Origin of the sequence: Bacillus sp. SH5-2 (assembly GCF_008368905.1) — a bacterium.
Taxonomy (GTDB): domain Bacteria; phylum Bacillota; class Bacilli; order Bacillales; family Bacillaceae_G; genus Bacillus_A; species Bacillus_A luti.
Genome location: NZ_QOSD01000007.1, coordinates 84,362 through 107,859, shown reverse-complemented (window position 1 = coordinate 107,859; position 23,498 = coordinate 84,362). Strand labels below are relative to the sequence as shown.

The window sequence follows — 23,498 nt, the reverse complement described above, 5'->3', positions numbered from 1 at the left end:
CGATGAAATTTACAATTATGTCAAAGGGAGATCAATCATCAGATACACTAGCAAGTACGATGAAAGAGTATTTGCTAGATTTTGGATTTATAATGGATGAAAAGGAACCCGATATTGTAATTTCTGTTGGGGGAGATGGAACGCTTTTATATGCGTTTCATCGCTATTATAATCGATTGGATGAAACAGCATTTGTTGGCGTACATACAGGGCATTTAGGTTTCTATGCAGATTGGTTACCGACAGAAGTAGAGAAATTAGTAATTGCAATTGCGAAAACACCATTCCAAGTGGTGGAATATCCACTTTTAGAAGTGATTATTCGCTATGTGAATGGTAGTAAAGAGTCACAGTATTTGGCGATGAATGAAGCGACTGTAAAAAGTGCGGAAGGTACATTAGTTACAGAAGTAGAAATACGCGGAGAGTATTTTGAAACGTTCCGCGGTGATGGTCTTTGTATTTCTACTCCTTCAGGAAGTACCGCCTATAATAAAGCGCTTGGTGGGGCAATTATTCACCCTTCTATTGAAGCGATTCAAATTGCAGAAATGGCATCTATTAACAACCGGGTGTTTCGTACTGTAGGCTCGCCACTCGTATTGCCGAAGCATCATACATGTGTGTTGAAACCGGCTGCAGGAATGAACTTACAAATTACGGTGGACCATTTAACGATGGTTCATCAAGATGTGAAATCAATCCAGTATCGCGTTGCAAACGAGAAAGTGCGGTTTGTTCGTTTTCGTCCGTTCCCGTTCTGGAAACGAGTTCGTGACTCGTTTGTTGCAGATAAATAGAAAGGGTTTATATATTTGAACAGATTTACGTTGAAATGGGATATAGGGCCGGCTGAAGAGGGAATTTTAGTTAGGGAATTTTTAAAAAAGAAAGAGATTTCTAAAGCCGCTTTAACGGATATAAAGTTTCATGGCGGAGCAATTGAAGTAAATGGTCAACATACGAGTGTTCGTCATCAGTTACAAGCTGGTGAAGAGTTACGTGTCTTTTTTCCAGTGGAGGAAAGAAGCGAAGGGATGATTGCAGAAAATATCCCGTTAAGCATTGTATATGAAGACGAAGCAGTGCTTGTCATCGATAAAGAAGCGAACATGTCAACGATTCCGTCTAGAGAACATCCGACAGGAAGTGTTGCCAATGCGCTTTTATCTCATTATGATAAGCAGCATATTGCAAGTACAGTGCACATCGTAACAAGATTAGATCGTGATACTTCAGGGCTTATGCTTATTGCAAAAAATCGTTTTGTGCATCATCTTTTATCAAAACAGCATCAACAAAAAGCTGTGAGACGAACGTATGAAGCAGTCGTTCATGGAGAAATGATAGAACGAGCAGGAACGATTGATGCACCGATTGGACGAAAATCGGATAGCATTATTGAGCGAACAGTTTGTGAGGATGGACAGAGGGCAGTTACTCACTTTAGAGTGATTGATAGCGCCTACCATAAGACGCATGTATCGCTTGAGCTTGAAACAGGAAGAACGCATCAAATTCGTGTACATATGGCGTATATGGGACATCCATTACTTGGCGATAGCTTATATGGAGGAAGGAGGGATGAAATGAAACGACAAGCACTTCACAGTACATCGTTGACGTTTTATCATCCTATTTTAGAAAAGGAAATGTCGTTTACTACGACGATTCCACTCGATATGAAAGAGCTATTAAAACATATTTAAAAAGGGAACAAAATTCTTATGCAATGAAGAATTTTGTTCCCTTTTTCTTAACGGAATAATATTAAAATTTGATTATCACCCGTACGCTTTATAACGAAAAAACCACTTTCGGCTTTTGTAGCGATGCCATCATCATTTGGACGACAATATCCATGAGTTTCGCAAGTCCCATCATCACGTACTAACATTTGTCCAATTAATCCGACAGGAATCCACTCGGCACGATCCTTTCTTGCTATATATTTGCAAGCTGGATTCCAGTTTGTATTTAAGAGTGGTTGTATTTCTTGTGTTGCCGTCTTTGTATATTGCCGTCTTCCGAAGTTATCCGTTTCGTAGCGGCTTTTCCAGTTTAAAGCCCCGCTATTTCCGATGATAGCGGGCGTAGCACTAGATACGCCTAATAGGAATGAATCGTTTGAAGTAGCGATCCGAATTTTTTCTTCGTTACTAAATGTAACGAAATAACCAACATCAATTGGATTACTGTTCTCTGTTTCAAACATTTGTGCAAAATCTGTTCCGCTAGCATTGTAAGAAGCGCCCTCAATGTACATTTCTCCATTATGAGCAAGCCATTTTGCGCCTATATTCTGGTCAGTGTCGTTTGTACCATTTGCAATGAACCAAGAATAAGATTCTTCTGCCGTACCGAAGCGCCCCATAATATGGCTACCTGCAAATTGAGCTGTTGATGTATGCATACCTTCCGCATGAGAAGATAATCCGTTAGCGATAGTGGAGGTTCCTTCTGCATGTGCTGCTTCGCCTAAAGCAATCGTATGTTTACCTTCTGCATGAGAATAAGAACCTCCTGCTGTCGTTTCACTTCCTTCACTATGCGAACTATGTCCAGTTGCTTTTGTTTTGGATCCTTCTGCATGAGAGAAAGGACCTGTTGTGTGTGTAAGAAGCCCTTCTGCATGCGAAGCGGTACCCTCTGCATGAGAGTGAAGCCCCTCTGCATGTGCATACCGACTCCCTTTTTTTACTTTTGTATTTTCAGGTGCAGGGGCTTGAATGATGATAGTTTTTTCCGTTTGTACATTATTTGAGGGGGCTAATGCTTCTTTTATTTTTTTCACTTGATTTATAATAGCTGCTGGAATTTCTGGTTCCGCTTTTTTATTTATTGCTACGGGGATATTTTCCCCCGTATTTTTCTCTGTTTGCTCAGCATGTATTACCTGTTCATCATGAGTAGAGAGAGAGTTGTTTTTTTGCTGCATCTTCGTTTTTCTATTATCGATTATGCGGCTCATTACAGCGTTTTCTAACGAGACATATTTTGCTCTTGCTTTGCTTTTTTTTGATGACTTTTGTCCTTCGAGTTCTTCTAAAGCTGCAGCTCGAATGCTGCACCAGTTGTTAATTCCATACATGGGCAGATATAAAGGCGGGCATTTTCTTTTTTGTTTAGAAGATTTTTTCTTCATACTGTCACCTCCTGCGACAGTATATGCCGTGTAATAAAAAAAAGATGCACTTTTAATGCATCTTTTTTTATTCCTTTATCTAGTTTTCAGATGAGATACACTTCAAAATACGGTAATCCGCCGTAATTCATGGATTGTATTATGAAATTGGGCGGAATTTCTCAGCGACAAAAGGCAGGGTAGAAGGGACGGAAACAGTCTCCATTTCGGGATAACGTAGTCCAGTGAGCTGACCGCCAAATACAACGCCAGTATCGATATTGACTGTATGATTTACAAAGCGAGGTTCTTTTACTGGTGTATGTCCATATATAATCCAAGCGGTTCCTTTATATTCTTGCGCCCAATCGCGACGGACAGGTGAGCCATCAGCGTGCTTTTCTCCTGTGATATCGCCATATAATACAAAGGTTTGTACTTTTTTATCTTGTCTTCCTATGTAATCTTGCCGAATGCCGGCGTGACACACAATTAACCTTTTTTCATCGAGTACGTGATATAAAGGGGAGTGCTCGTAAAGTGTGATGAATTTTTCTTTTATAATGTTTTGTTTATGAGAAGGTAATGCTTCATATTCGGCAACAGTTGTTTCGAGTCCATGAGCGATTGTTACATTACGCCCAAGGAAGAATCGATATAGTTTATTGCAGTGATTGCCAGGAGCGTAATAAGCCTCTTTTTGATTTATGACAAGTTCCCATACAATTTCAATCATACGTAATGAATGGGGACCACGGTCTGTAATATCACCAACGAATGCAAGCTGACGTTGATCAGGGTGAACCGGCAGGCCGCTATTCCAGTTATATCCTAGTTTCGTTGTTAAATTTTGAAATTCTTGAAAGCAGCCGTGAATATCACCTATAATGTCATATTTCATATTTAAACCTCCAGCCTATTTTTCATTAGTATAACTAAAAAGGGATAGAGATAAAAATATATCGTTTTTGTGTGCTTCATTTAAACATAAAGATTTTCGTTCTTGAGCGAACATTTAAAATAAATCCAATCGCAATCATGTATGTAAGTAGCGAACTTCCTCCGTAGCTCATAAGAGGTAATGTGATCCCTGTAATAGGGAGTAACCCAATTGTCATTCCGATGTTTTGGAAGACTTGGAAAGTAAACATACCGATTGTACCAGCGCAAATGTAACTACCGAAAGGGTCATTGCTTTCTATAGCGATATGAATCATTCGGAAAATGAGTAAGAAAAAAAGTGAAATAATGACACTTGCGCCTAAAAAGCCAAATTGTTCAGCGACATTCGTGAAAATAAAATCTGTGTGTGGTTCTGGAAAATATACTTGTCCATTTTCCCAACCTTTTCCTTGCATTTCTCCTGATCCAGCAGCTAAAAATGCTTGTCTTAATTGATAGCCTTGCGCATCATATTTGTAAGGTGCTAACCAGCCGTAGAATCGGTTTAATTGATATTCTTTTAGGATATGTTCTTTGAAGAATTCCGTATGAGCAAAATAAATATATGTTAGGGCAGAACCTGCAGCACAACTGACAGAGGTTAATCCGAAAATGAAACGCCATCGTATACCAGATACTAATATCATTGCTGCGAGCATCGCTGAAATGACCATCGTATTTCCTAAATCAGGTTCCTTTGCGATAAGGAGTAGTGGTGGCAAACTCGTTGCAAATATTTTTCCAAGCAATATAAAATCTTCGCGTGTTGTTCGGAAAAAATATTTTTCATTATGATCCGCTATAATTCGTCCAATGACGATAATTAAAAACAATTTCATAATCTCAGACGGCTGTAAATTTCCGATGCCTGGAAGCCTGTACCAAGCGGTAGCACCTTTAATTGTAACGGCACCTGGGACTTGAAGTTCTAGCCCGATTAGCAGTACCATTGCAAAGCTATACAAATACCAAGCAATTTTTTGATAACGATCGAAATCGATAATCATAATAACACCAATGGCTATAAATCCAATGAAGTACCATTGGATTTGCTTTAGTACAAAATTTACGTTTTGTAAAAATGGTGGTAAAGAGATCTGCGCACTTGCAATAGCAAAACAACTAACAGTCCCAATGGCAAATAAAATGAGTAGTAATACGTAGTCTATTTGATATTGAGAATTTGAATCTTTCAATGTATGTATTCCTTTCTATGGCCTAGTAAGTATATGGATGAAGTCATCATAAAAATAATATGCAAGCAGACTGTTCATACATTTATTCCACTATTTGTGGGAAGTCATACATCACGAGGAAGGAATACATCCTCCTTCATGATGCGCTATTTTGTATGCAGTTCTTTTGTAATTATATTTAAACAATGGGAAAGGCGTACATTTGTATCGGCAGTTGGAATGAGGTTTGAATAGGGTGTATAAAATTTGACCGCATTTTCATACCATTTGTAAGCTTTTAACAGACTCGTTCTATAATGAATGCTATCTTGTAAGAAACCATATTTTTTTGGAAGTTAAAACGAGATGTGAAAAATCTTTACAGCCTTCAAGGAATTTGTGATGTACTTGCTGTCCAGCATGAAGGCGGAATGAACTTAAAGGTTATCGTGTGGCCTTGTGAAAGTAAACTTATCCAAGAGGCCATATCAACGCTACAACTATAATTTCTACCATTTAAAATACCAAAGGATTTTGTTAATAGGCGCTTTCGAAAGAGTACAGTCGTAGGTTCACCGATAGTGTTGTGTCCCAGTATAAGCATATGGTTTCCAAAATCTTTACCATTTAGTAGAGTATCTTCATCATGTGATCTTTTCATGGAGGGATGTTGTTCTATTATCTCCCCATTATCATTAATCCAAGTATGATGTGATAAGTACGAGATTTTGATCTAAGTCTTGGTGGAAATAAAACATCATTTTTTCGATTGTATGTAAGGGGATTCCTAAAATGCCTGCTGTTATGAGTGAGAGTGAATAATGGGTAGGAATAGAATCTCCTGCAGTTTAAAATTTCTCTTATTTTTTTCTCCAATCCACATCAAATACAGCGCTTTTTTTAATAGGAGCTGTTAAGTTTCGTTGATTTCTAAAGTCCGTCACGGTCTCTGCGCAAGGTGGTAGGCCATAATCATCAATGATATCACGAATAACGGTTTCGATTGCCTCGTGTAATTGATTCATACGTTCTCGACCAATCATACTATGTGCAGTTCGTGGTCAATCCAGGTCATCTTGACGCTTCCTTTTTAGAATATTTGGTTTGTAATTTTTAAGTTAGGGTATTCAGCAAATTACTTAATAAATAAAGGGGGGACTGTAACTGGTTTATATGGAAGTTCTTTAGCAATGTGTAACAAGGCAGGTAAATATGGCTCATACTATAACCACACTTCAAATAAAATTGTCTTCTTTAGCAATTCGTGATAAAGCTGAACAGCAGATTTATTTTCTACATTTGTGCCTCCCGTGAAATGTCATACAACAATATGATTATGTAGGTAGTGAAAGTTTCATAATTGAAAAAGCAGTAAAACTGATATCAATTTTACTGCTAAGTAAAAAATCAAGCGATTTTTTCAATAATAATTGATGCACTTGTACCAAGAGCTAATGATAACCCAATTTCCGTCACAACCGCTTCAACTAGTGATGGCGTTGTAGTAATTTGTGTGATGGCTTGGATAACGATAGGCGCTCCAAGTGAAATTAAGCTTGTGCTTGCACCTGGTACATTAGAGCCGTTCACTTGAATTGCAAGGCTACCTAATAAACTTACTGCTGCAGTATATGCAATAACAGTAAGTTTATAGAATCCCGTTTCACTAATTACGAAAGTATCGGGATTCATTTGAGAAATTGCTGTACCAAACTGTGATCCAACTGTGTTAAACGGTACGGGCTGATTAATTTCAATAGCTAAAGAAACTGTAGCAGAATTAAATGCATGCAATCCTGCTGGTAAACCTAATCCAGAAGGTCCAGTTGTCCCAGTCGGTCCAGTTGGTCCAGTCGTCCCAGTAGCGCCAGTGTCGCCAGTCGGTCCAGTCGTCCCGGTAGCGCCAGTGTCGCCAGTCGGTCCAGTCGTCCCGGTAGCGCCAGTGTCTCCAGTCGGCCCAGTAGCGCCCCAGTCGGTCCAGTCGTCCCAGTAGCGCCAGTGTCGCCAGTCGGTCCAGTTGTCCCGGTAGCGCCAGTGTCGCCAGTCGGTCCAGTTGTCCCGGTAGCTCCAGTGTCGCCAGTGTCATCAGTCGGTCCAGTCGGAAGCGGAAACGGTGGTATTGGTGGTGATGTTTGTCCTACAAGGTTAGGTTCAAATGCACTAGCTGATAAAGATTCATCGGGATGTAATCCATCTGAATAATTATTATTTTGCATAAATGCACCTCCATAAAGCATTCATTATATAGTAGACGCAAAACTAGAAGAAAATGACACGAACCTTTGAATTATTGAAAAGAAATCTTAAACTACTTGAACAAGTTAAAAAATGGAAAGTTTATTGTATGTATAACATATGATTAATTTGGAAGAGGGTGATTATGTTGAACAAGCAAGGGACTACAATTAGTTTGTGTATGATTGTTCGCGATGAACAAAATACAATAGGTCGATGTTTGGATGCTGTAGAAAAAATTGTTGATGAAATTATTGTAGTCGATACAGGTTCCATTGATCGAACGAAAGAAATTGTAGCTCGATATACTTCAAACATACACAATTTTCCATGGATTGATGATTTTGCGGCAACTAGAAATTTTTCTTTTTCAAAAGCAACGCAAGAATAGATATTATGGTTAGATGCTGATGATGTGCTATTAGAGGGTGCTCAAGAAGCACTGAAACAGTTAAAAGAAGAATTAGATTCTAATGTGGATGCTGTTTCGATGCCTTATTATCTTGTAATAGATTCTAATGGGAAACCTTTATATTGTACAAAAAGATATCGACTTGTAAAGCATGAAAAACAGTTTCAAGGGTTCGATTTTTATGATGTGTCGCAGTCTTTAGAGTTTCAAAAGGCTGGTTATTTAATCGGTATACCAAATCAAGCGAATTTATGGTGTATTCATTACAACGGAGATGAGTTTGATGCGGATACATATGAGAAGTATCGAAAAGTATTTGTAGAACATTACAAAGATATATTATCTCCATCATAAGGGGGAGATGTAGGGTGAAAGGGATTATTTTAGCAGGTGGTACTGGATCGAGACTATATCCAATAACGAAAGTGACGAATAAACATTTGCTTCCTGTTGGACGGTATCCGATGATTTATCATGCGGTATATAAGCTGAAACAATGCGAGATTACAGATGTTATGATTATTACGGGTAAAGAGCATATGGGGGATGTTGTTAGCTTTTTGGGAAGTGGCCATGAATTTGGCGTATCCTTTACGTATCGTGTGCAAGATAAAGCTGGTGGAATCGCACAAGCTTTAGGACTTTGTGAAGATTTCGTAGGGGATGACCGTATGGTAGTTATATTAGGAGATAATATTTTCTCAGATGATATTCGTCCGTATGTTGAAGAGTTTACAAATCAAAAAGAAGGTGCGAAAGTACTATTACAATCTGTAGACGATCCAGAAAGGTTTGGCGTAGCACATATTCAAAACCGCAAAATAGTTGAAATTGAAGAAAAGCCGAAAGAGCCGAAAAGTTCCTATGCAGTCACAGGGATTTATTTGTATGATTCGAAAGTCTTTTCTTATATAAAAGAATTAAAACCTTCTGCACGGGGAGAACTTGAAATTACAGATATAAATAATTGGTATTTAAAACGAGGAGTACTTACTTATAATGAAATGAGCGGCTGGTGGACGGATGCAGGAACTCATGCTTCTCTTCAAAAGGCGAATATGTTAGCGCGGGATATAAACTTTGGGAAACAGTTTAACGGAGAATAGGTGAGAATATGAGAGTTGTAGAAACGAACTTTACCGATGTGAAATTGTTAGAACCGAGATTATTTGAGGATGAGCGTGGCTTTTTTACAGAAAGTTATAATAAGAAGGTGCTAGAAACATTAGGTATTGCGTATTCATTTGTACAGGATAATGTATCGTATTCCACTAGGGCGGGAACGATTCGGGGATTACACTTTCAAAAAAATCCGAAAGCACAAACGAAACTTATTCAAGTTATGCAAGGAGCAATTTATGACGTTATCGTAGATTTACGAAAAGATTCACCTACGTTTAAACAGTGGAAAGGATACATTTTAAGTGCGGATAATCATAGGCAATTGTTAGTGCCAAAAGGATTTGCTCATGGGTTTTGTACGCTTGTTCCGCATACTATCGTTATGTATAAAGTAGATGAGTATTATAGCGCAGAGCATGATTCGGGATTGCTTTGGGAAGATAAAGAATTAGCAATTCCATGGCCGGTGACAAATCCTATTTTGTCTGATAAGGATCAAGTATTACCATCACTTCAGGAATATGAAGATAGTTTTTAAGTAGGAGCGTTGTTTATGAATATATTAGTAACAGGTGGGGCTGGATTTATTGGAAGTAACTTTGTTCATTACATGTTACAAAGCTATGAAACATATAAAATCATTAATTACGATGCATTAACATATAGCGGGAATTTAAATAACGTGAAGTCTCTTCAAGGTCACCCTAATTACTCTTTTGTAAAAGGGGAAATTCAAAATGGAGAGCTGTTAGAGCATGTTATAAAAGAGCGAGATGTTCAAGTGATTGTAAATTTCGCAGCCGAATCACATGTGGACCGTAGCATTGAAAACCCGATCCCATTTTATGATACGAATGTAATCGGGACAGTCACTTTATTAGAATTAGTGAAAAAATATCCGCATATTAAGCTGGTGCAAGTATCAACGGATGAAGTATACGGTTCTTTAGGGAAAACAGGAAAGTTTACTGAGGAAACCCCGTTAGCTCCAAATAGTCCATATTCTTCAAGTAAAGCGAGCGCTGACATGATAGCTTTATCTTACTATAAAACATATCAAGTACCAGTCATAGTGACACGCTGTTCTAACAACTATGGACCATATCAATATCCTGAAAAGTTAATTCCATTAATGGTTACAAATGCGCTGGAAGGAAAGAAACTACCGTTATATGGTGATGGGTTAAATATAAGAGATTGGTTACATGTAACAGATCATTGTAGTGCAATTGATATTGTTTTGCATAAGGGACGTGTAGGAGAAGTATATAATGTAGGTGGAAATAATGAAAAAACAAATGTAGAAGTTGTGGAACAAATTATTATTCTCTTAGGAAAAACGAAAAAAGATATTGAATATGTGAAAGACCGTTTAGGGCACGACCGCCGTTATGCGATTGATGCAGAGAAAATGAAGAATGAATTTGATTGGGAACCGAAGTATACGTTCGAACAAGGATTACAAGAAACGGTGCAATGGTATGAAAAGAATAAGGAATGGTGGAAACCACTAAAAGATCAGTAAGGGGCATGTAAATGAAAGAGCGGGTTATCATAACAGGAGCAAATGGTCAATTAGGAAAGCAACTACAAGAAGAGTTAAATCCTGAAGTATATGACATATATCCATTTGATAAAAGGCTACTAGATATAACAAATATATCCCGAATTCAGCAAGTGGTACAAGAAATACATCCACATATAATTATTCATTGTGCAGCATACACGAAAGTAGATCATGCTGAGAAAGAACAGGATCTTGCGTATAGAATAAATGCAATAGGAGCTCGAAATGTAGCAATTGCCTCGCAACTAGTAGGGGCTAAGTTAGTGTATATTAGTACCGATTATGTATTTCAAGGCGACAGACCAGATGGCTATCATGAATTTCATAATCCAGCGCCAATAAATATATACGGAGCTTCTAAGTATGCGGGGGAGCAGTTCGTCAAAGAGCTACATAATAAATATTTTATCATCCGTACATCTTGGTTGTATGGTAAATATGGTAATAATTTTGTGAAAACGATGATACGATTAGGAAAAGAAAGAGAAGAAATAACAGTTGTATCGGATCAAATTGGCTCTCCCACGTATGTGGCGGATTTAAATGTTATTATTAATAAACTTATTCATACTTCTTTATACGGTACGTATCATGTATCAAATAGAGGTTCGTGTTCTTGGTTTGAATTTGCTCAAAAAATATTTTCACATACAAACAGTAAGGTGAAAGTATTACCTGTTTCAACCGAAGAATTTGGATCGGCAGCTGCAAGACCGAAATATTCCGTTTTTCAACATAACATGCTACGATTAAATGGTTTTTTACAAATGCCTTCCTGGGAAGAAGGATTAGAACGGTTTTTTATAGAAACAAAAAGTCATTAGCAAATTTATGTTAATGACTTTTTTGTTTGCCTTTAAGAGGTTTTATGGTACTATAATTATAGTATCAGGTACTAATAACAAGTATAAGTATTTCTGGGAGGATATATCATGGAACTATTACAAGGGAAAACATTTGTTGTTATGGGCGTTGCGAACCAAAGAAGTATTGCATGGGGAATTGCTCGCTCTTTGCATAATGCAGGCGCAAAATTAATATTCACATATGCTGGAGAACGTTTAGAAAGAAATGTTCGTGAATTAGCAGACACATTAGAAGGACAAGAATCACTTGTATTACCTTGTGATGTAACGAATGATGAAGAACTTACAGCTTGCTTTGAAACGATTAAGCAAGAAGTAGGTACTATTCACGGTGTAGCACATTGTATTGCTTTTGCAAATCGTGACGACTTAAAAGGTGAATTTGTAGATACTTCTCGCGATGGATTTTTACTTGCACAAAATATTAGTGCATTCTCTTTAACAGCTGTAGCAAGAGAAGCGAAGAAAGTAATGACAGAGGGCGGAAATATTTTAACTTTAACATACCTTGGCGGCGAGCGCGTTGTGAAAAACTATAACGTTATGGGTGTTGCGAAGGCTTCATTAGAAGCGAGCGTGAAATATTTAGCGAACGATTTAGGCCAACATGGCATTCGCGTTAACGCTATTTCTGCAGGACCAATTCGTACATTATCTGCAAAAGGTGTAGGCGACTTTAACTCAATTTTAAGAGAAATCGAGGAGCGCGCACCACTTCGTCGCACAACAACTCCAGAAGAAGTTGGGGATACAGCAGTATTCTTATTCAGTGATTTAGCACGCGGAGTAACAGGTGAGAATATTCATGTTGATTCAGGATATCATATTTTAGGATAAATATGATATCGATTATAAATTTTTAAGGGCAGTCTCTATATAGTGAGACTGCCCTTTTGATGTTTTAGAGAAAGAAAGAATTTTAACGAAAGTTATTGCGTTAGGATGAATATAACTATAATAGTACACGATTTATTCAACAGTAGAGGATAATCAGGTTTTTCCCTTTAGATTTAGTAAGTGTAAAGAATTTTGGTGGACGTTAGCCAAATTTGTTCAATTAATAATTAAATAAGGGAAAATTCCTCGTTGATGAAAGATTCACTTTATGGAAGTGGGAGGGACGAGTGTGGAGAATAGAAATAAAAGCTCAACAGTTGGAAAACCGTTGCTATATATAACGCAAGTAAATTTAGAACTTGATACACCAAAAATAAAAAGAATTCTCCTTACAAACTTTGAAAATGATAATAGGCAGGTGAGAGGGGATAGAGCGCAAGCAAGTGTAAGTAGTGCGGTGGAAGAAAAGATAGAACAAAAAGAAATTGAGAACACAGAGAAACAAGAGGAAGTGGAACAAATAGAAGTTGAGGAACAACGAAAGCAAGTGACGACAGTACCACATAATAAATCATTTAAAGATATGAACAATGAAGAGAAAATTCATTTCTTATTAAACCGCCCTCATTACATTCCGAAAGTAAGATGTAGAATAAAAACAGCGACAGTCTCATATGTTGGATCTATTATTTCATATCGAAATGGTGTTGTATCAATTATGCCACCAAATAGTATGAGAGATATTCGAGTATCTATAGAAGAGATAAAATCAATTGATATGGCTGTTTTTTAAATTATGTAAAGGTGGTAGATAGATTCTACCACCCCAATAGTTTTTTAGTTTACTTATTAGATAGTAACGTCTCGTAAGCACTGAATAGCACAGAAACAGCTTAAATCAACAGTAATGCAAGTATTTGTACCGCGTAAAGTTGCATTTGGTAAATTTAAAAACGTACAAATTGGATCGTCACCAGGTGGAACAGGATCTCCGCCGATAGTTACAGTTAATACACGTAATACAGCACAGCTATCATCATCTACGCTCTCGACACGGAAAATCGGAGATCTACAGCTAGTAAGACTTCCTGATGGTGCAAAGGCTTCAAAAACATCTCCATTTTTTTTGTATAAAATAAAAGGACGTGTATTTGCTACTGATGAACTGCTGTGTGCTCCTAAAAATGGAATTTCGCAACCAGATCCACATGTTGTGGTAGAACAATCTTGTAATTCATTGATGAATTTTACAACGTCAGCTACGCAGTGAGAAGAGCCGTGATGTTTATTTTCGTTACAACTCATTAATGTCACTCCTTATCTTCTTGTTTGTATTTACATTAATAAGATATTGAAGTAGAGGAGATTTGGTCACAGTCTCAAGACCTTTTTTTTTAAATAGGCTAGAGGAAGGTGGAATTATGTTATTTACGAGCTGGCTTTTATTTTTTATTTTTGCGCTAGCTGCTTTTCGATTAACACGCCTTATCGTTTATGACAAAATTACAGGCTTTTTGCGAAGGCCGTTTATTGAAGAATTAGAAATTACGGAATCTGACGGAAGTGTATCAACTTATACGAAGGTGAAAGGAGAAGGAATCAGGAAGTGGATTGGAGAATTATTAAGTTGTTATTGGTGTACAGGTGTATGGGTTAGTGCTTTTTTATTAGTCTTATATAATTGGATACCTATCGTCGCGGAGCCGCTACTTGCATTATTAGCTATTGCAGGAGCAGCGGCGATTATTGAAACAATTACAGGCCACTTTATGGAAGAATAATAAATTTTTATGTTAAAAAAAGCGGAGTTTAAAAGAATGAGGGAACGGAAATAAGTAGTTGTTCATATAGTAAATAGACAGAATTGACAGTAGAGGAGATGTTTGCTGTGAGCAATAATCCAAGGCCAAATTCATATGATCTTCAGCAGTGGTACTACCTACAGCAACAGCAACAGACACATCAAGAACAATTACAGCAACAAGGCTTTGTGAAGAAAAAGGGATGTAATTGCGGAAAGAAGAAAAATGTAATAAAACACTATGAAGAATGAAACACTCATGTTACTGTGAGTGTTTTTCATTTAATAGCTAAAAGTGGTATCTTAAATAAGAAATACCACTTTTAGTTAACCAATTTGTACGACTGTTAATGCCGCAGCACGAATATCGATACTACCTTGTAATTCAACGGGTACGATTTGAATGAAATTACCAGAGGTTAAGTTAATAAGAATAATCCCGCTAGAAACTTCTACTCCACCGGCCCCAATAACGTTAGAGCGTACTGCTGTACCAGATCCAGGGATAATATTCTGGGGTGTATTTAATGATAAGAAGAAACGAGCCGCTTCGGGTGTAACATTAGGATCATTTAAAGATATTGATAAAGTATAGCTGATTTGATAAATGCCAGTTCTTTGGATTTTAATTCCATATCCGGTGCTGACTGTATCATTTATTACTGGAACAGTGAGATCTGGGTTTGGGCTTGTACTAGGTAATAGTAGTGGGGTGAATAAGGATGCGAATTGAGGGGCAGTAGCGTTGAATGCAAAGCCGAAAGCTGGTAATGTAATAGCGGCTTTTGCATTGCAATCGATCTTTTTAAATTTACAATCATCAGAAGAGTACATGTTTTTCACTCCTTTATTGCTCCTACTATCAGTTAATGTAAGGGACAAGTTAAAAGTTCCTAAATTTATGAAAAAATACGTTGGTGCCTTTTAAGTATGGATTGGGTGACAGAATTTCTGCTACCCAGTCCATGCTTAAATCATTATTTACTTTTAAATAGAAACATCACGTAAGCATTGAATAGCGCAGAAGCAGCTTAAATCAACAGTAAGGCAAGTCGTTGTTGTTCGTAAAGTCGCATTTGGCAAATTTAAAAATGTGCAAATTGGATCATCGCCAGGTGGTACAGGATCTCCGCCGATAGTTACGGTTAGTACACGTAATACAGCACAGTCATCATCATCTATGCTTTCAACGCGGAAAATAGGAGAGGTACAATTAGTAAGGCTTCCTGAAGGCGCAAATGCTTCAAAAAGTGTTCCAGCTTTTGTGTATAAAATAAAAGGACGTGTATTCGCTACCGATGCGCTATTATGTGCTCCTAAAAATGGAACTTCGCAACCAGATCCGCATGTTGTAGTTGCACATTCTTGTAGTTCATGTATAAAACGAACGACATTAGATACACAGTTGAAATCACAATCATGGTGATGATGATCTTCATTACAATTGCAGCTCATTATGTTCACTCCTTATCGTGAGTTCTGACATACACTATTACAATATGAATGGGATATGATTGATATTACGTTAATTCGTATGATAAAAACAGGGAATTTATGTAGTGGGGATGTACATAACTCGATATAAAAAAGACATCCTTATGTAGTGGATGTCTTTTCAGGTAAATCTTTTCGCACTGTATATAAAAAACGAGATATATCTAATTTCTTTCCTCTGAAAAATTGCGGAGAGGAAATGTAAAGTTCTTCTTTTGCACGCGTAATTGCAACATAAAGCAGTCGGCGTTCTTCTTCTAAAGCTTCAGAAGTATCCGTAACGCGATCATTTGCATCTTTTAAAGAAGAAGTATGGGGCAGAATCCCGTCGCTCGCTCCAAGTAAAAAGACGCATGGAAATTCAAGACCTTTTGCGTTATGAATTGACATAAGCGAAACGGCATCTTTTTGTGGCATTGTTTTTAATGCTTCCATTTCTTTTTGACCTTGAATCGCCTCATCAATAAATTGTAAGTAAGATGTAATATCGGTGAAACGAGTTGCAGACTCCATTAATTCTTCTAACATTTCTTCTTGTATATCTTTATGCATCGTAAAGGAAGAACGATCGTTACTTTGTAAGTACTCTAAGTACTTTCCTTTACCATGAATAATTTCTTTTAATGCTTTTTTCGGTTCTAATTCTTTTATAAATTTAATAAAATCGATACGCTCATTTACCTTTTTCACTTGAAAAGGTTTTAAGCTCGGATTTAATAATAAGAAATGAAGAAGAGAAGGAAAACGACCCTCACCATATTTCCATTGTTCACGTTCAATAAATGAAACGCAATCATCACGTCCGATATACATCGTTGGTAATATATTTGAAAGTGATTCTAATCGAAACGGTTCAACCACCAGCCTTAAATGATCTAATACAGGCTTAATTAAAGAATGTTCGTAAAATGATTGACTCGCCCCGTGTTTAATAAACGGGATTTTATGAATTGTAAGCTGGTCTAGTAATGAACGGCTTACAGAGTGTGTGCGATATAGTAAACAAAAATCTTTGAAGTTACGTTCGCCGCTATCCACTTTTTCTTGAATGAGCTGCAAAATTTGATTTGCTTCATCAAGAGTCGTAGCAGGTCGTGCGTAAAATGGTTGTACACCTTCTTCACGGACAGAGTATAGCTCTTTATCAAAACGTTCTTGATTGAGTTTGATAACCTCATTTCCAAGTCCGACGATAAATGGATTGGATCGATAATTCGTATTAAGTGCGATGATTGTTGTATTATCGAATTCTTTAGGAAAAGATAAGATGATTTGGTGACTTGCTCCTCGCCAGCCATATATAGCTTGATCATCATCACCAGCGATAAATAAATTATTTCTAGGCGTGGCTAACAATTTTACAATTTCATATTGTGCATACGATGTATCTTGGAACTCATCTACTTCAATATAGTGGAATCGTTGTTGTAATTGAGTAAGCAAAGGAGCGTTATTTTCTAGCATATAATATGTTTCTAATAAGATATCATCGAAATCGATATAATTGTATCGCTGTTTTACTTCTTCAAAACGTTCATATACTTCTTTAAATTCTTGCTCGACTGGTGTCTTCGCTTTTACATCTTTCGGACGATTCAATTTGTTTTTCTCAAGTGAAATCATAGCGAGCATCGTTTCCGCATCGTAATCGTCTTTCAAGCGTAGTTCTTTTAAAATTTTCTTTATCATAATTTGTTTATGTTTTTCATTTGCTAAAATTTGCTGATTATATCCTTGGCTACGAAGCAATTTTAAAAAGACAGAGTGGAACGTACCAGCGACAACATAGCTACTTGCAGCATGGTTCATACCAGGTAAGTTCGCTACGCGAGTTCGAATTTCTTCAGCTGCTTTTTGTGTAAACGTTAGTAGTAAAATATTTCGCGGATGAACTTGTTTTACATTCACTAAATAACCTACGCGAGTTGTTAAAACGGATGTTTTCCCGCTTCCAGCACCAGCTAATGTAAGGACAGGACCTTCTGTTGTTCGTACTGCTTCTAATTGTTTTTCGTTTAAATAAACGTTTTGCTGTTCGAGAGCACGGAAATAAGCCGCATCTGCATCTTCTTCCATAATTAAATGAGTAGATGTTTTCGGAATATGATACGTTGCTCGCGGAATGTCAGCGTGTGTTAACGATTTTTGTGAAAATTTTTCTTGTGTCATATATTCACCTTCAAAACTATAGCATCAACATTTAACTTTAGCGGAAGAAAAAGAAAATAGCAATGTAAAAAACAGGAGGGGATACCTCCTGTTTTCAAATTACAATTCTTTTATCATTACGACGTGCGGTATATTTGCTTCCAAAAATACATCAGAAGTCGTTACGTATCCAAGCTTTGTATAGAAATCTTCCGCATGTGTTTGGGCATGAAGTTTCAATTTTGGTAGCGAGTTTTCCTTCGCATGTATTTCAAGTGCATCCATAACAATTTTTCCAATGCCTTTTTTGCGATGAGAACTTAGTACGCAAATGCGCTCCATCTTTCCTATTCCATCAACGGTGCGAAAGCGGCCAGCGCCAACTGGAACATCATTATCATATATAACAACGTGTGTGGAAGTTTCTTCAAACTCATCGTACTCCTCTTCAGCAGAAACACGTTGTTCGTTCACAAATACTTGCTTACGTACAGAGAATGCATCTCTTAGTTGTTCATCTGTTTGTACGATTTGTGCGTGCAAATTAGTTGTTCCCCTTTCCAAGGTGGAATGTTTCATGTACAGTCCACGTTCCATTTTCTAATTGATATAGAAGATGGAAACGGTCGATAGGTTGCTCATAATAGAAATCTTTCATACGTAATCGACCTAATACATCAGCATGCTCTGCATCTGATAAGCCTTGTCCAATTGTTAAATGTGGTACGAAAGCGTATTCGCGTTCTTGTGTAAAGAAACCATTATGCATTTCTTCATTTAAGAAAGTAAGTTCAGGTGTTTTTTCTACTTTAAAATAAAGCACATTATTAACAGGTGCGAATGAACCGACTTTTCCAACATGAAGGGTGAAAGGGTTCGTTTTACTTGCGATTGTATGTAACTCGCTTACAATCGATTCTAGTTGATCCTCTTGCGTTTCAAAGGGTGTTTTCAATGTAATATGTGGCGGAACTAATGCGTAGTGCGGATCATAACGCTTACGCAATCCGTTCGCTTTATCTTGAATCATTTTAGATGGAAAAATTACAATGCCTAATTTCATGTTCCAATTCCTCCCTTTGTAAGTCTAGTTAGATTTTGAGAAAATAAATCTCTTTATCTATTATATCAAATTATTCTGAATACTGCTCTCTATTATTTCATTGATAGAATATGAGAGAAGGCTTTCGGTAAATCAGCTTGCCAATACTTCCAAGTATGATTACCTTCAAATTCTTCGTAATGCGTGATGAAATTTCTATCTGTAAGAAGAGCATTTAAATTACGGTTCGGTTCTACGAAATCAGATACTTGTCCATCCGTGCGCTTTACAGCTGTTTCTTCTGTCCCAATGACGTGATAAAGTTCTAACGCCTGTGGATCTTTGAATTCTTTTGCTAAGTTCATCACTGTTTCATCAACAAATGGTGATTGCATAACGACTTTACCAAATGTATGCGGATACATAAGTGCGGTCATAAAGGAAACTGTTCCGCCAAGAGAATCCCCGATTAAAACACGCCCTTTTCCCATTTGATATGTTGGATAATTTTCATCAATATATGGTGCAAGTTCATGAGCAAGGAAGCGAATATACGCAGCATTTTTCACTTCATTTGGGAAATATTTTTCTTTACGATCGTGTACATTTTTATATGGAATACCGACAATAATTGTACGGTCAATGTCTTCAGTTTCACGAAGACTTTCAATTACACGGTGTGCTTTACCAAGCTGAAAATAATCTCTGCCATCTTGTGCAATTACAACTGTATGTTTGTGCAGTGGTGTGTAATTTACTGGTAAGTAAACGAGAAGCGTCACATCTTCTTGAAGTGATGTGCTATAAAATGAAATTTCTTCGATTCTCCCTATTGTTTGATTCATGTAGATCCCCCTAAATAAAAATTTGCTGTAACGATTGTAAGAGCGACGCTTGTAGTGAAAAAGAAAGATAAATTCACTAATAGGTGCTTTCGTTTCTATTTTACCATAATGGTACGAAGAATCTAAAAAATTAGTATTTAAGTTAGGAAAGAAAACGGATATAATGAAGTGGGATTTTTACAGGTGAGAGGGGAGACAGGATTTGAAACAAGAAAGATCGATCGCACTACCATTGGCAATTTCCATTATAGCCATTTCATTCGCAGCAGTTTTTGTAAAGATGTCCTCAGCACCATCGTCTATTTTAAGTATGTATCGTTTATGGATTATCGTACTTATTATGCTGCCAATCGTTTGGAAAAAACGGGAAGAGTTTCATAAGATTCAAATAAAAGATTGGGGATTTTTAATTGGATCTGGATTCTTTTTAGCGCTTCATTTTCTTTTATGGTTTGAATCTTTAAAGCATACAACAGTTGCTAGTTCGACGATTATCTTAGCACTTCAACCGATCGTATCTTTAGTTGGAGGTTTTTTCTTATTTAAAGAAAGAACGACATACTCAGCCATTGCGACAATGGGAATTGCGATACTAGGCGTAATGTGTATTGGGTGGGGAGATTTAGGGCTAAGTGAACAAGCGATTTATGGGGATATATTATCCTTTTTAAGTGTAATAGCGGTGGTTGGTTATTTATTTATTGGTCAAACGACAGTAAAAAAAGTATCACATTGGATTTATAGCTTTACAGTCTTTGCATTCGCAGGTATTTTCATGGGAATTTATAATATCGTGCTGCAAGTGCCTTTTACAGGTTATACGAAGTGGGACTGGACTGTTTTTCTTTTACTAGCGGTCGTACCGACAGTGTCACATGTAATTAATAACTGGTTGTTGAATTATGTGAATGCAACAACGATTTCAATGAGTATTTTAGGAGAACCAGTTGGGGCATCTATATTAGCGTTCTTCTTGCTTGGAGAGAAATTAAATGCAATGCAAATTATCGGTAGCATGCTCGTATTGTTTGGTGTATCTGTTTTCTTACTACAGCAACAAAAACGAACAGCAAAAGATGTGGTGAACGAACCTGTGTATACACAGGAATTATAAAGTTAGGGGAGAAAAGAGAAGTTGTGATGCTTCTCTTTTTGTTTTATAGGAATGTAGGTGAAGAAGGGAGAGGGGGAGAGGAATGGAATTTTCATCTAAAAAAGATGTATGGCTATATCCAATTTTTTTCGTTGTCATTGGTGCTTGTTTTGCTCCTATATTTGCAGGGAGAGAATATTTCCTTTTATTTTTTACAATTCCATTAGCTATCCTGTTTAGTTGGAGTTGGTTCTCGACAAAATATATTGTCGGGGAAGAAACAATTACTATTAGATCGGGTTTCGTTAAAAAGAGCATATTTATACGAGATATAAAACAAATTTCAAATACGAAAAATCCAATAGCAGCTTATGCTCTATCATTTGATCGACTTGAAATTGTTTACGGCGCACATCAAACAGAGATTATTTCTCCTAAAGGTAAAGAGCAATTCATCAATCTCGTTAAAAGTAAAAATCCACACATTGAAATCAAGTAAAAGAGTGGCTACGAAGCCACTCTTTTATTTTGGATTTGTCATATAAGGTTGTACATGAATGACACATAGGTCGCGAAATTTTCCTTCAGCAGTTGTAACAATTACGACTGCTCTTCCTGCACTTTTTCCAGTAATCGTTACCGTATCACCTTTTGGATACAGTGTGATAACATCAGCATTCATATTTGTCCAAATAAGTTCGTTATTGGTTGCTTGTACTGGCAAAACAGAAGCGGATAACTCAGTGCTTTGTCCCGTTCGTACTTTTAATTTATTTTTTTCCATATGAACACCGATGACTGAAATAACAGAAGGAGCAATTGAAATTTTAGGTGGATTAGGTTGTATGTTCAAACAAGACGCAGAAGTATTGGTGATAGGTGAAAATTTTCGTGTTTGTTGTTGCTGGAAAGCTGCTAACATGTTGGAGTCCCCTTTCTGTATAAGTGCTGATAGTACTACTATAAAGGAGTAGTGTTACGTTTAATTTAACGAAACATAAAGAAATTGTTAAATTCGAGCAGAAGATTGTCGAACTTTGATAAAGTGAAACTTTAATCAGTGGGGGTTTTGTTCATCCCCCACTGATTATTAGCCCTCACCAATCGGGCTTTTACGTGCAGTTCATCCCCCACCTAACTTCTTTGCTTTCCCTGAATTTTGAGGTGGGGGGTCTTACTGCACGTTAATGCGGGATAAAAAGAAAACTCTGCTGATACGATAACAGCAGAGTTTTTCCTTTATAGATTATGACTATGTTGTTTTTCGAAATTCTCAAATTGCTCTTCAACTTCTTTTGAAGGCTGTGTTAGTAAACTAACAATTATGATTGCTATTAAACTAATAGAAAAACCAGGAATCATTTCATATAAGAAGTTTGTTAAGAATTTAAACTGGGTCCATACAATAACAGTAGCGGCACCAGAAATCATACCAGCAAGTGCGCCCCACTTCGTCATACGTTTCCAATATAAGCTTAATAAAATAGCAGGCCCGAATGAAGAACCAAATCCAGCCCAAGCGTATCCAACAAGAGCTAAAATCGTATCATTTTGTTTAAACGCTAATGCGCACCCAACTAATGCAATAACAAGTACAGCCATACGACCGACAAATACAAGCTCTTTATCAGAAGCAGAACGTTTAAAGAAAGTACGATATAAGTCTTCAGTTACGGCACTAGAAGTAACGAGTAACTGAGATGAGATTGTACTCATAATCGCTGCTAAAATAGCTGCTAATAAAAATCCAGTAATAAGTGGGTGGAATAAAATTTTTCCAAGTTCAAGGAAAATAGTCTCTGGATTAGATAAAGTTAACTCTTGTTGTGAATAGTAAGCAATACCGATAAGACCAGTAAACATAGCTCCGACAACAGAGAAAATCATCCAGCTCATACCAATTCTTCGTGCGCTTTTCAGTTCTTTTACAGATGAAATTGCCATAAAGCGTACGATAATATGAGGTTGTCCAACATAACCAAGGCCCCATGCGAATAAGGAAATCATTCCTAAAGTAGAGGCACCTTTAAAAATATCTAAACGTGTTGGATCTACAGAACGAATTGTATCAAATGCAGGTCCAAGTCCGTTCGAATTCATAATTGTTACGATAGGAACAAGAATAAGAGCAACAACCATAATGATTCCTTGCACGAAGTCTGTCCAACTTACTGCTAAGAAACCACCAAATAATGTGTAAGCGACAACAACGCCTGCAACAATGAATAATCCAACATGATAGTTCATACCAAATGAATTTTCAAATAATACAGCGCCTGAAACTAGTCCTGAAGCTACATAGAAAGTAAAGAAAATCATAATAACAAGTCCAGATACTAAGCGTAGCATGTGAGATTTGTCGTGGAAACGGTGTTCCAAAAATTCTGGGATAGTAATAGAGTTATTAGCAATTTCAGAGTAGGTACGTAAGCGAGGAGCAACATAAAGCCAGTTTGCGTATGCGCCTAGTGTTAGGCCGATTGCAATCCAACTGCTACTTAATCCAACGCTAAACATTGCACCGGGTAATCCCATTAAAAGCCAGCCACTCATATCTGATGCTCCAGCACTTAATGCTGTTACTGCGGGGCCTAGTGTACGCCCGCCAAGCATATAATCTGTTAAGTTGGATGTTCGTTTGTAGGCGAAATAGCCGATTACTAACATCCCGAGCATGTAAATAGAGATAGAAGTTAAAGTTAACATCTGCGTACTCATGTAGTTCCCCTTCCTTTTGTCATGTCTTTTGATGCGTTATGCATATTTATAATCTATCATGATTATTCTGAAAAATC

Annotated in this window: 25 protein-coding genes and 4 pseudogenes; 14 read left to right on the top strand and 15 right to left on the bottom strand. The window is 37.1% G+C overall.

The annotated features are described in order from the left end of the window. The first annotated feature begins 2 nt into the window (after window positions 1–2). Both DN410_RS06900 and DN410_RS06895 read left to right on the top strand, forming a co-directional pair. Entirely contained in the window at window positions 3–800 is a 798-nt protein-coding gene (locus tag DN410_RS06900) for an NAD kinase (RefSeq protein WP_000673190.1), read from the top strand. A gap of 15 nt (window positions 801–815) precedes the next feature. Continuing rightward, window positions 816–1,709 (top strand): RluA family pseudouridine synthase, encoded by an 894-nt coding sequence (locus DN410_RS06895; protein ID WP_149175939.1) that lies wholly within the window; start codon window positions 816–818, stop codon window positions 1,707–1,709. A 47-nt stretch (window positions 1,710–1,756) separates the two neighbouring features. Here the strand turns inward: DN410_RS06895 and DN410_RS06890 are convergent, their stop codons facing one another. The 6 genes and pseudogenes from DN410_RS06890 to DN410_RS06865 all read right to left on the bottom strand — a co-directional run bounded on the left by DN410_RS06890 (window position 1,757) and on the right by DN410_RS06865 (window position 7,457). Continuing rightward, window positions 1,757–3,145 (bottom strand): peptidase G2 autoproteolytic cleavage domain-containing protein, encoded by a 1,389-nt coding sequence (locus DN410_RS06890; RefSeq protein ID WP_149175938.1) that lies wholly within the window; start codon window positions 3,143–3,145, stop codon window positions 1,757–1,759. A gap of 139 nt (window positions 3,146–3,284) precedes the next feature. After that, complete coding sequence (prpE, locus tag DN410_RS06885; protein ID WP_149175937.1) at window positions 3,285–4,025, bottom strand: bis(5'-nucleosyl)-tetraphosphatase PrpE; 741 nt, start codon at window positions 4,023–4,025, stop codon at window positions 3,285–3,287. Window positions 4,026–4,101: 76 nt separating this feature from the next. Continuing rightward, a complete protein-coding gene (locus DN410_RS06880) occupies window positions 4,102–5,262 on the bottom strand; it encodes an FtsW/RodA/SpoVE family cell cycle protein (protein ID WP_149175936.1) in 1,161 nt (386 codons plus the stop codon). Between the two features lie 146 nt (window positions 5,263–5,408). Continuing rightward, window positions 5,409–6,011, bottom strand: a pseudogene (locus tag DN410_RS06875) (glycosyltransferase family 2 protein); the annotation flags it as partial. 90 nt (window positions 6,012–6,101) lie between these two features. After that, window positions 6,102–6,502: pseudogene (locus DN410_RS06870) on the bottom strand (TylF/MycF/NovP-related O-methyltransferase). 146 nt (window positions 6,503–6,648) lie between these two features. Beyond that, window positions 6,649–7,457, bottom strand: a pseudogene (locus DN410_RS06865) (BclA C-terminal domain-containing protein). A 164-nt stretch (window positions 7,458–7,621) separates the two neighbouring features. Here DN410_RS06865 and DN410_RS28730 point away from each other — a divergent pair. The 8 genes and pseudogenes from DN410_RS28730 to DN410_RS06830 all read left to right on the top strand — a co-directional run bounded on the left by DN410_RS28730 (window position 7,622) and on the right by DN410_RS06830 (window position 13,073). Then, window positions 7,622–7,867 carry a glycosyltransferase gene (locus DN410_RS28730; protein ID WP_370456783.1) on the top strand — a complete coding sequence of 82 codons (246 nt, stop codon included), beginning with the start codon at window positions 7,622–7,624 and terminating at the stop codon, window positions 7,865–7,867. A 174-nt stretch (window positions 7,868–8,041) separates the two neighbouring features. After that, window positions 8,042–8,242, top strand: a pseudogene (locus DN410_RS28725) (glycosyltransferase); the annotation flags it as partial. Between the two features lie 14 nt (window positions 8,243–8,256). Continuing rightward, on the top strand, window positions 8,257–8,994 hold the full coding sequence (locus tag DN410_RS06855; RefSeq protein WP_149175935.1) for a sugar phosphate nucleotidyltransferase: 738 nt from the start codon (window positions 8,257–8,259) through the stop codon (window positions 8,992–8,994). A gap of 8 nt (window positions 8,995–9,002) precedes the next feature. Next, a complete protein-coding gene (rfbC, locus tag DN410_RS06850; protein ID WP_149175934.1) occupies window positions 9,003–9,548 on the top strand; it encodes a dTDP-4-dehydrorhamnose 3,5-epimerase in 546 nt (181 codons plus the stop codon). Between the two features lie 15 nt (window positions 9,549–9,563). Then, complete coding sequence (gene rfbB / locus DN410_RS06845) at window positions 9,564–10,535, top strand: dTDP-glucose 4,6-dehydratase (protein WP_149175933.1); 972 nt, start codon at window positions 9,564–9,566, stop codon at window positions 10,533–10,535. Window positions 10,536–10,546: 11 nt separating this feature from the next. Then, a complete protein-coding gene (gene rfbD / locus DN410_RS06840; protein WP_149175932.1) occupies window positions 10,547–11,401 on the top strand; it encodes a dTDP-4-dehydrorhamnose reductase in 855 nt (284 codons plus the stop codon). A 108-nt stretch (window positions 11,402–11,509) separates the two neighbouring features. Further along, a complete protein-coding gene (gene fabI, locus DN410_RS06835) occupies window positions 11,510–12,280 on the top strand; it encodes an enoyl-ACP reductase FabI (RefSeq protein ID WP_000421885.1) in 771 nt (256 codons plus the stop codon). 268 nt (window positions 12,281–12,548) lie between these two features. Further along, entirely contained in the window at window positions 12,549–13,073 is a 525-nt protein-coding gene (locus tag DN410_RS06830) for a CotO family spore coat protein (RefSeq protein ID WP_149175931.1), read from the top strand. A 56-nt stretch (window positions 13,074–13,129) separates the two neighbouring features. Here DN410_RS06830 and DN410_RS06825 read toward each other — a convergent pair whose 3' ends face one another. Next, window positions 13,130–13,585, bottom strand: a complete 456-nt coding sequence (locus DN410_RS06825) for a CotY/CotZ family spore coat protein (RefSeq protein ID WP_149175930.1) — start codon at window positions 13,583–13,585, stop codon at window positions 13,130–13,132. A gap of 116 nt (window positions 13,586–13,701) precedes the next feature. Here DN410_RS06825 and DN410_RS06820 point away from each other — a divergent pair, with 116 nt between their 5' ends. Together DN410_RS06820 and DN410_RS06815 are read left to right on the top strand one after the other, a co-directional pair. Further along, window positions 13,702–14,061, top strand: coding sequence for a DUF1360 domain-containing protein (locus tag DN410_RS06820; protein ID WP_149175929.1), 360 nt, complete (start codon window positions 13,702–13,704; stop codon window positions 14,059–14,061). 98 nt (window positions 14,062–14,159) lie between these two features. After that, the gene (locus DN410_RS06815; protein ID WP_149175928.1) at window positions 14,160–14,333 is read left to right on the top strand and encodes a cytochrome C oxidase subunit III; all 174 of its coding nucleotides are present in this window, start codon (window positions 14,160–14,162) and stop codon (window positions 14,331–14,333) included. 75 nt (window positions 14,334–14,408) lie between these two features. Here the strand turns inward: DN410_RS06815 and exsF are convergent, their stop codons facing one another. The 6 genes from exsF to DN410_RS06785 form a co-directional block, all read right to left on the bottom strand. Further along, a complete protein-coding gene (gene exsF / locus DN410_RS06810) occupies window positions 14,409–14,915 on the bottom strand; it encodes an exosporium protein ExsF (protein ID WP_149175927.1) in 507 nt (168 codons plus the stop codon). 153 nt (window positions 14,916–15,068) lie between these two features. After that, complete coding sequence (locus DN410_RS06805; protein ID WP_149175926.1) at window positions 15,069–15,536, bottom strand: CotY/CotZ family spore coat protein; 468 nt, start codon at window positions 15,534–15,536, stop codon at window positions 15,069–15,071. Between the two features lie 141 nt (window positions 15,537–15,677). Then, the gene (locus DN410_RS06800) at window positions 15,678–17,744 is read right to left on the bottom strand and encodes an ATP-dependent helicase (protein ID WP_149175925.1); all 2,067 of its coding nucleotides are present in this window, start codon (window positions 17,742–17,744) and stop codon (window positions 15,678–15,680) included. A 99-nt stretch (window positions 17,745–17,843) separates the two neighbouring features. After that, window positions 17,844–18,266, bottom strand: a complete 423-nt coding sequence (locus DN410_RS06795) for a GNAT family N-acetyltransferase (protein WP_149175924.1) — start codon at window positions 18,264–18,266, stop codon at window positions 17,844–17,846. A 1-nt stretch (window position 18,267) separates the two neighbouring features. After that, complete coding sequence (locus DN410_RS06790; RefSeq protein ID WP_149175923.1) at window positions 18,268–18,786, bottom strand: YjcG family protein; 519 nt, start codon at window positions 18,784–18,786, stop codon at window positions 18,268–18,270. Window positions 18,787–18,878: 92 nt separating this feature from the next. Beyond that, entirely contained in the window at window positions 18,879–19,610 is a 732-nt protein-coding gene (locus DN410_RS06785) for an alpha/beta hydrolase (RefSeq protein WP_149175922.1), read from the bottom strand. Between the two features lie 202 nt (window positions 19,611–19,812). Between DN410_RS06785 and DN410_RS06780 the strand changes: the two genes are divergently transcribed. Both DN410_RS06780 and DN410_RS06775 read left to right on the top strand, forming a co-directional pair. Further along, window positions 19,813–20,724: a DMT family transporter gene (locus tag DN410_RS06780; RefSeq protein ID WP_149175921.1), complete on the top strand. Its 912-nt coding sequence runs from the start codon at window positions 19,813–19,815 to the stop codon at window positions 20,722–20,724. 82 nt (window positions 20,725–20,806) lie between these two features. Continuing rightward, complete coding sequence (locus DN410_RS06775; RefSeq protein ID WP_149175920.1) at window positions 20,807–21,202, top strand: PH domain-containing protein; 396 nt, start codon at window positions 20,807–20,809, stop codon at window positions 21,200–21,202. Window positions 21,203–21,226: 24 nt separating this feature from the next. On the opposite strand, the gene DN410_RS06770 is transcribed toward DN410_RS06775, so the two are convergent. Then, window positions 21,227–21,625: an Ig-like domain-containing protein gene (locus DN410_RS06770; RefSeq protein WP_149175919.1), complete on the bottom strand. Its 399-nt coding sequence runs from the start codon at window positions 21,623–21,625 to the stop codon at window positions 21,227–21,229. A 317-nt stretch (window positions 21,626–21,942) separates the two neighbouring features. Further along, window positions 21,943–23,421: a sodium/proline symporter PutP gene (putP, locus tag DN410_RS06765; protein WP_149175918.1), complete on the bottom strand. Its 1,479-nt coding sequence runs from the start codon at window positions 23,419–23,421 to the stop codon at window positions 21,943–21,945. Between the last annotated feature and the right edge of the window lie 77 nt (window positions 23,422–23,498).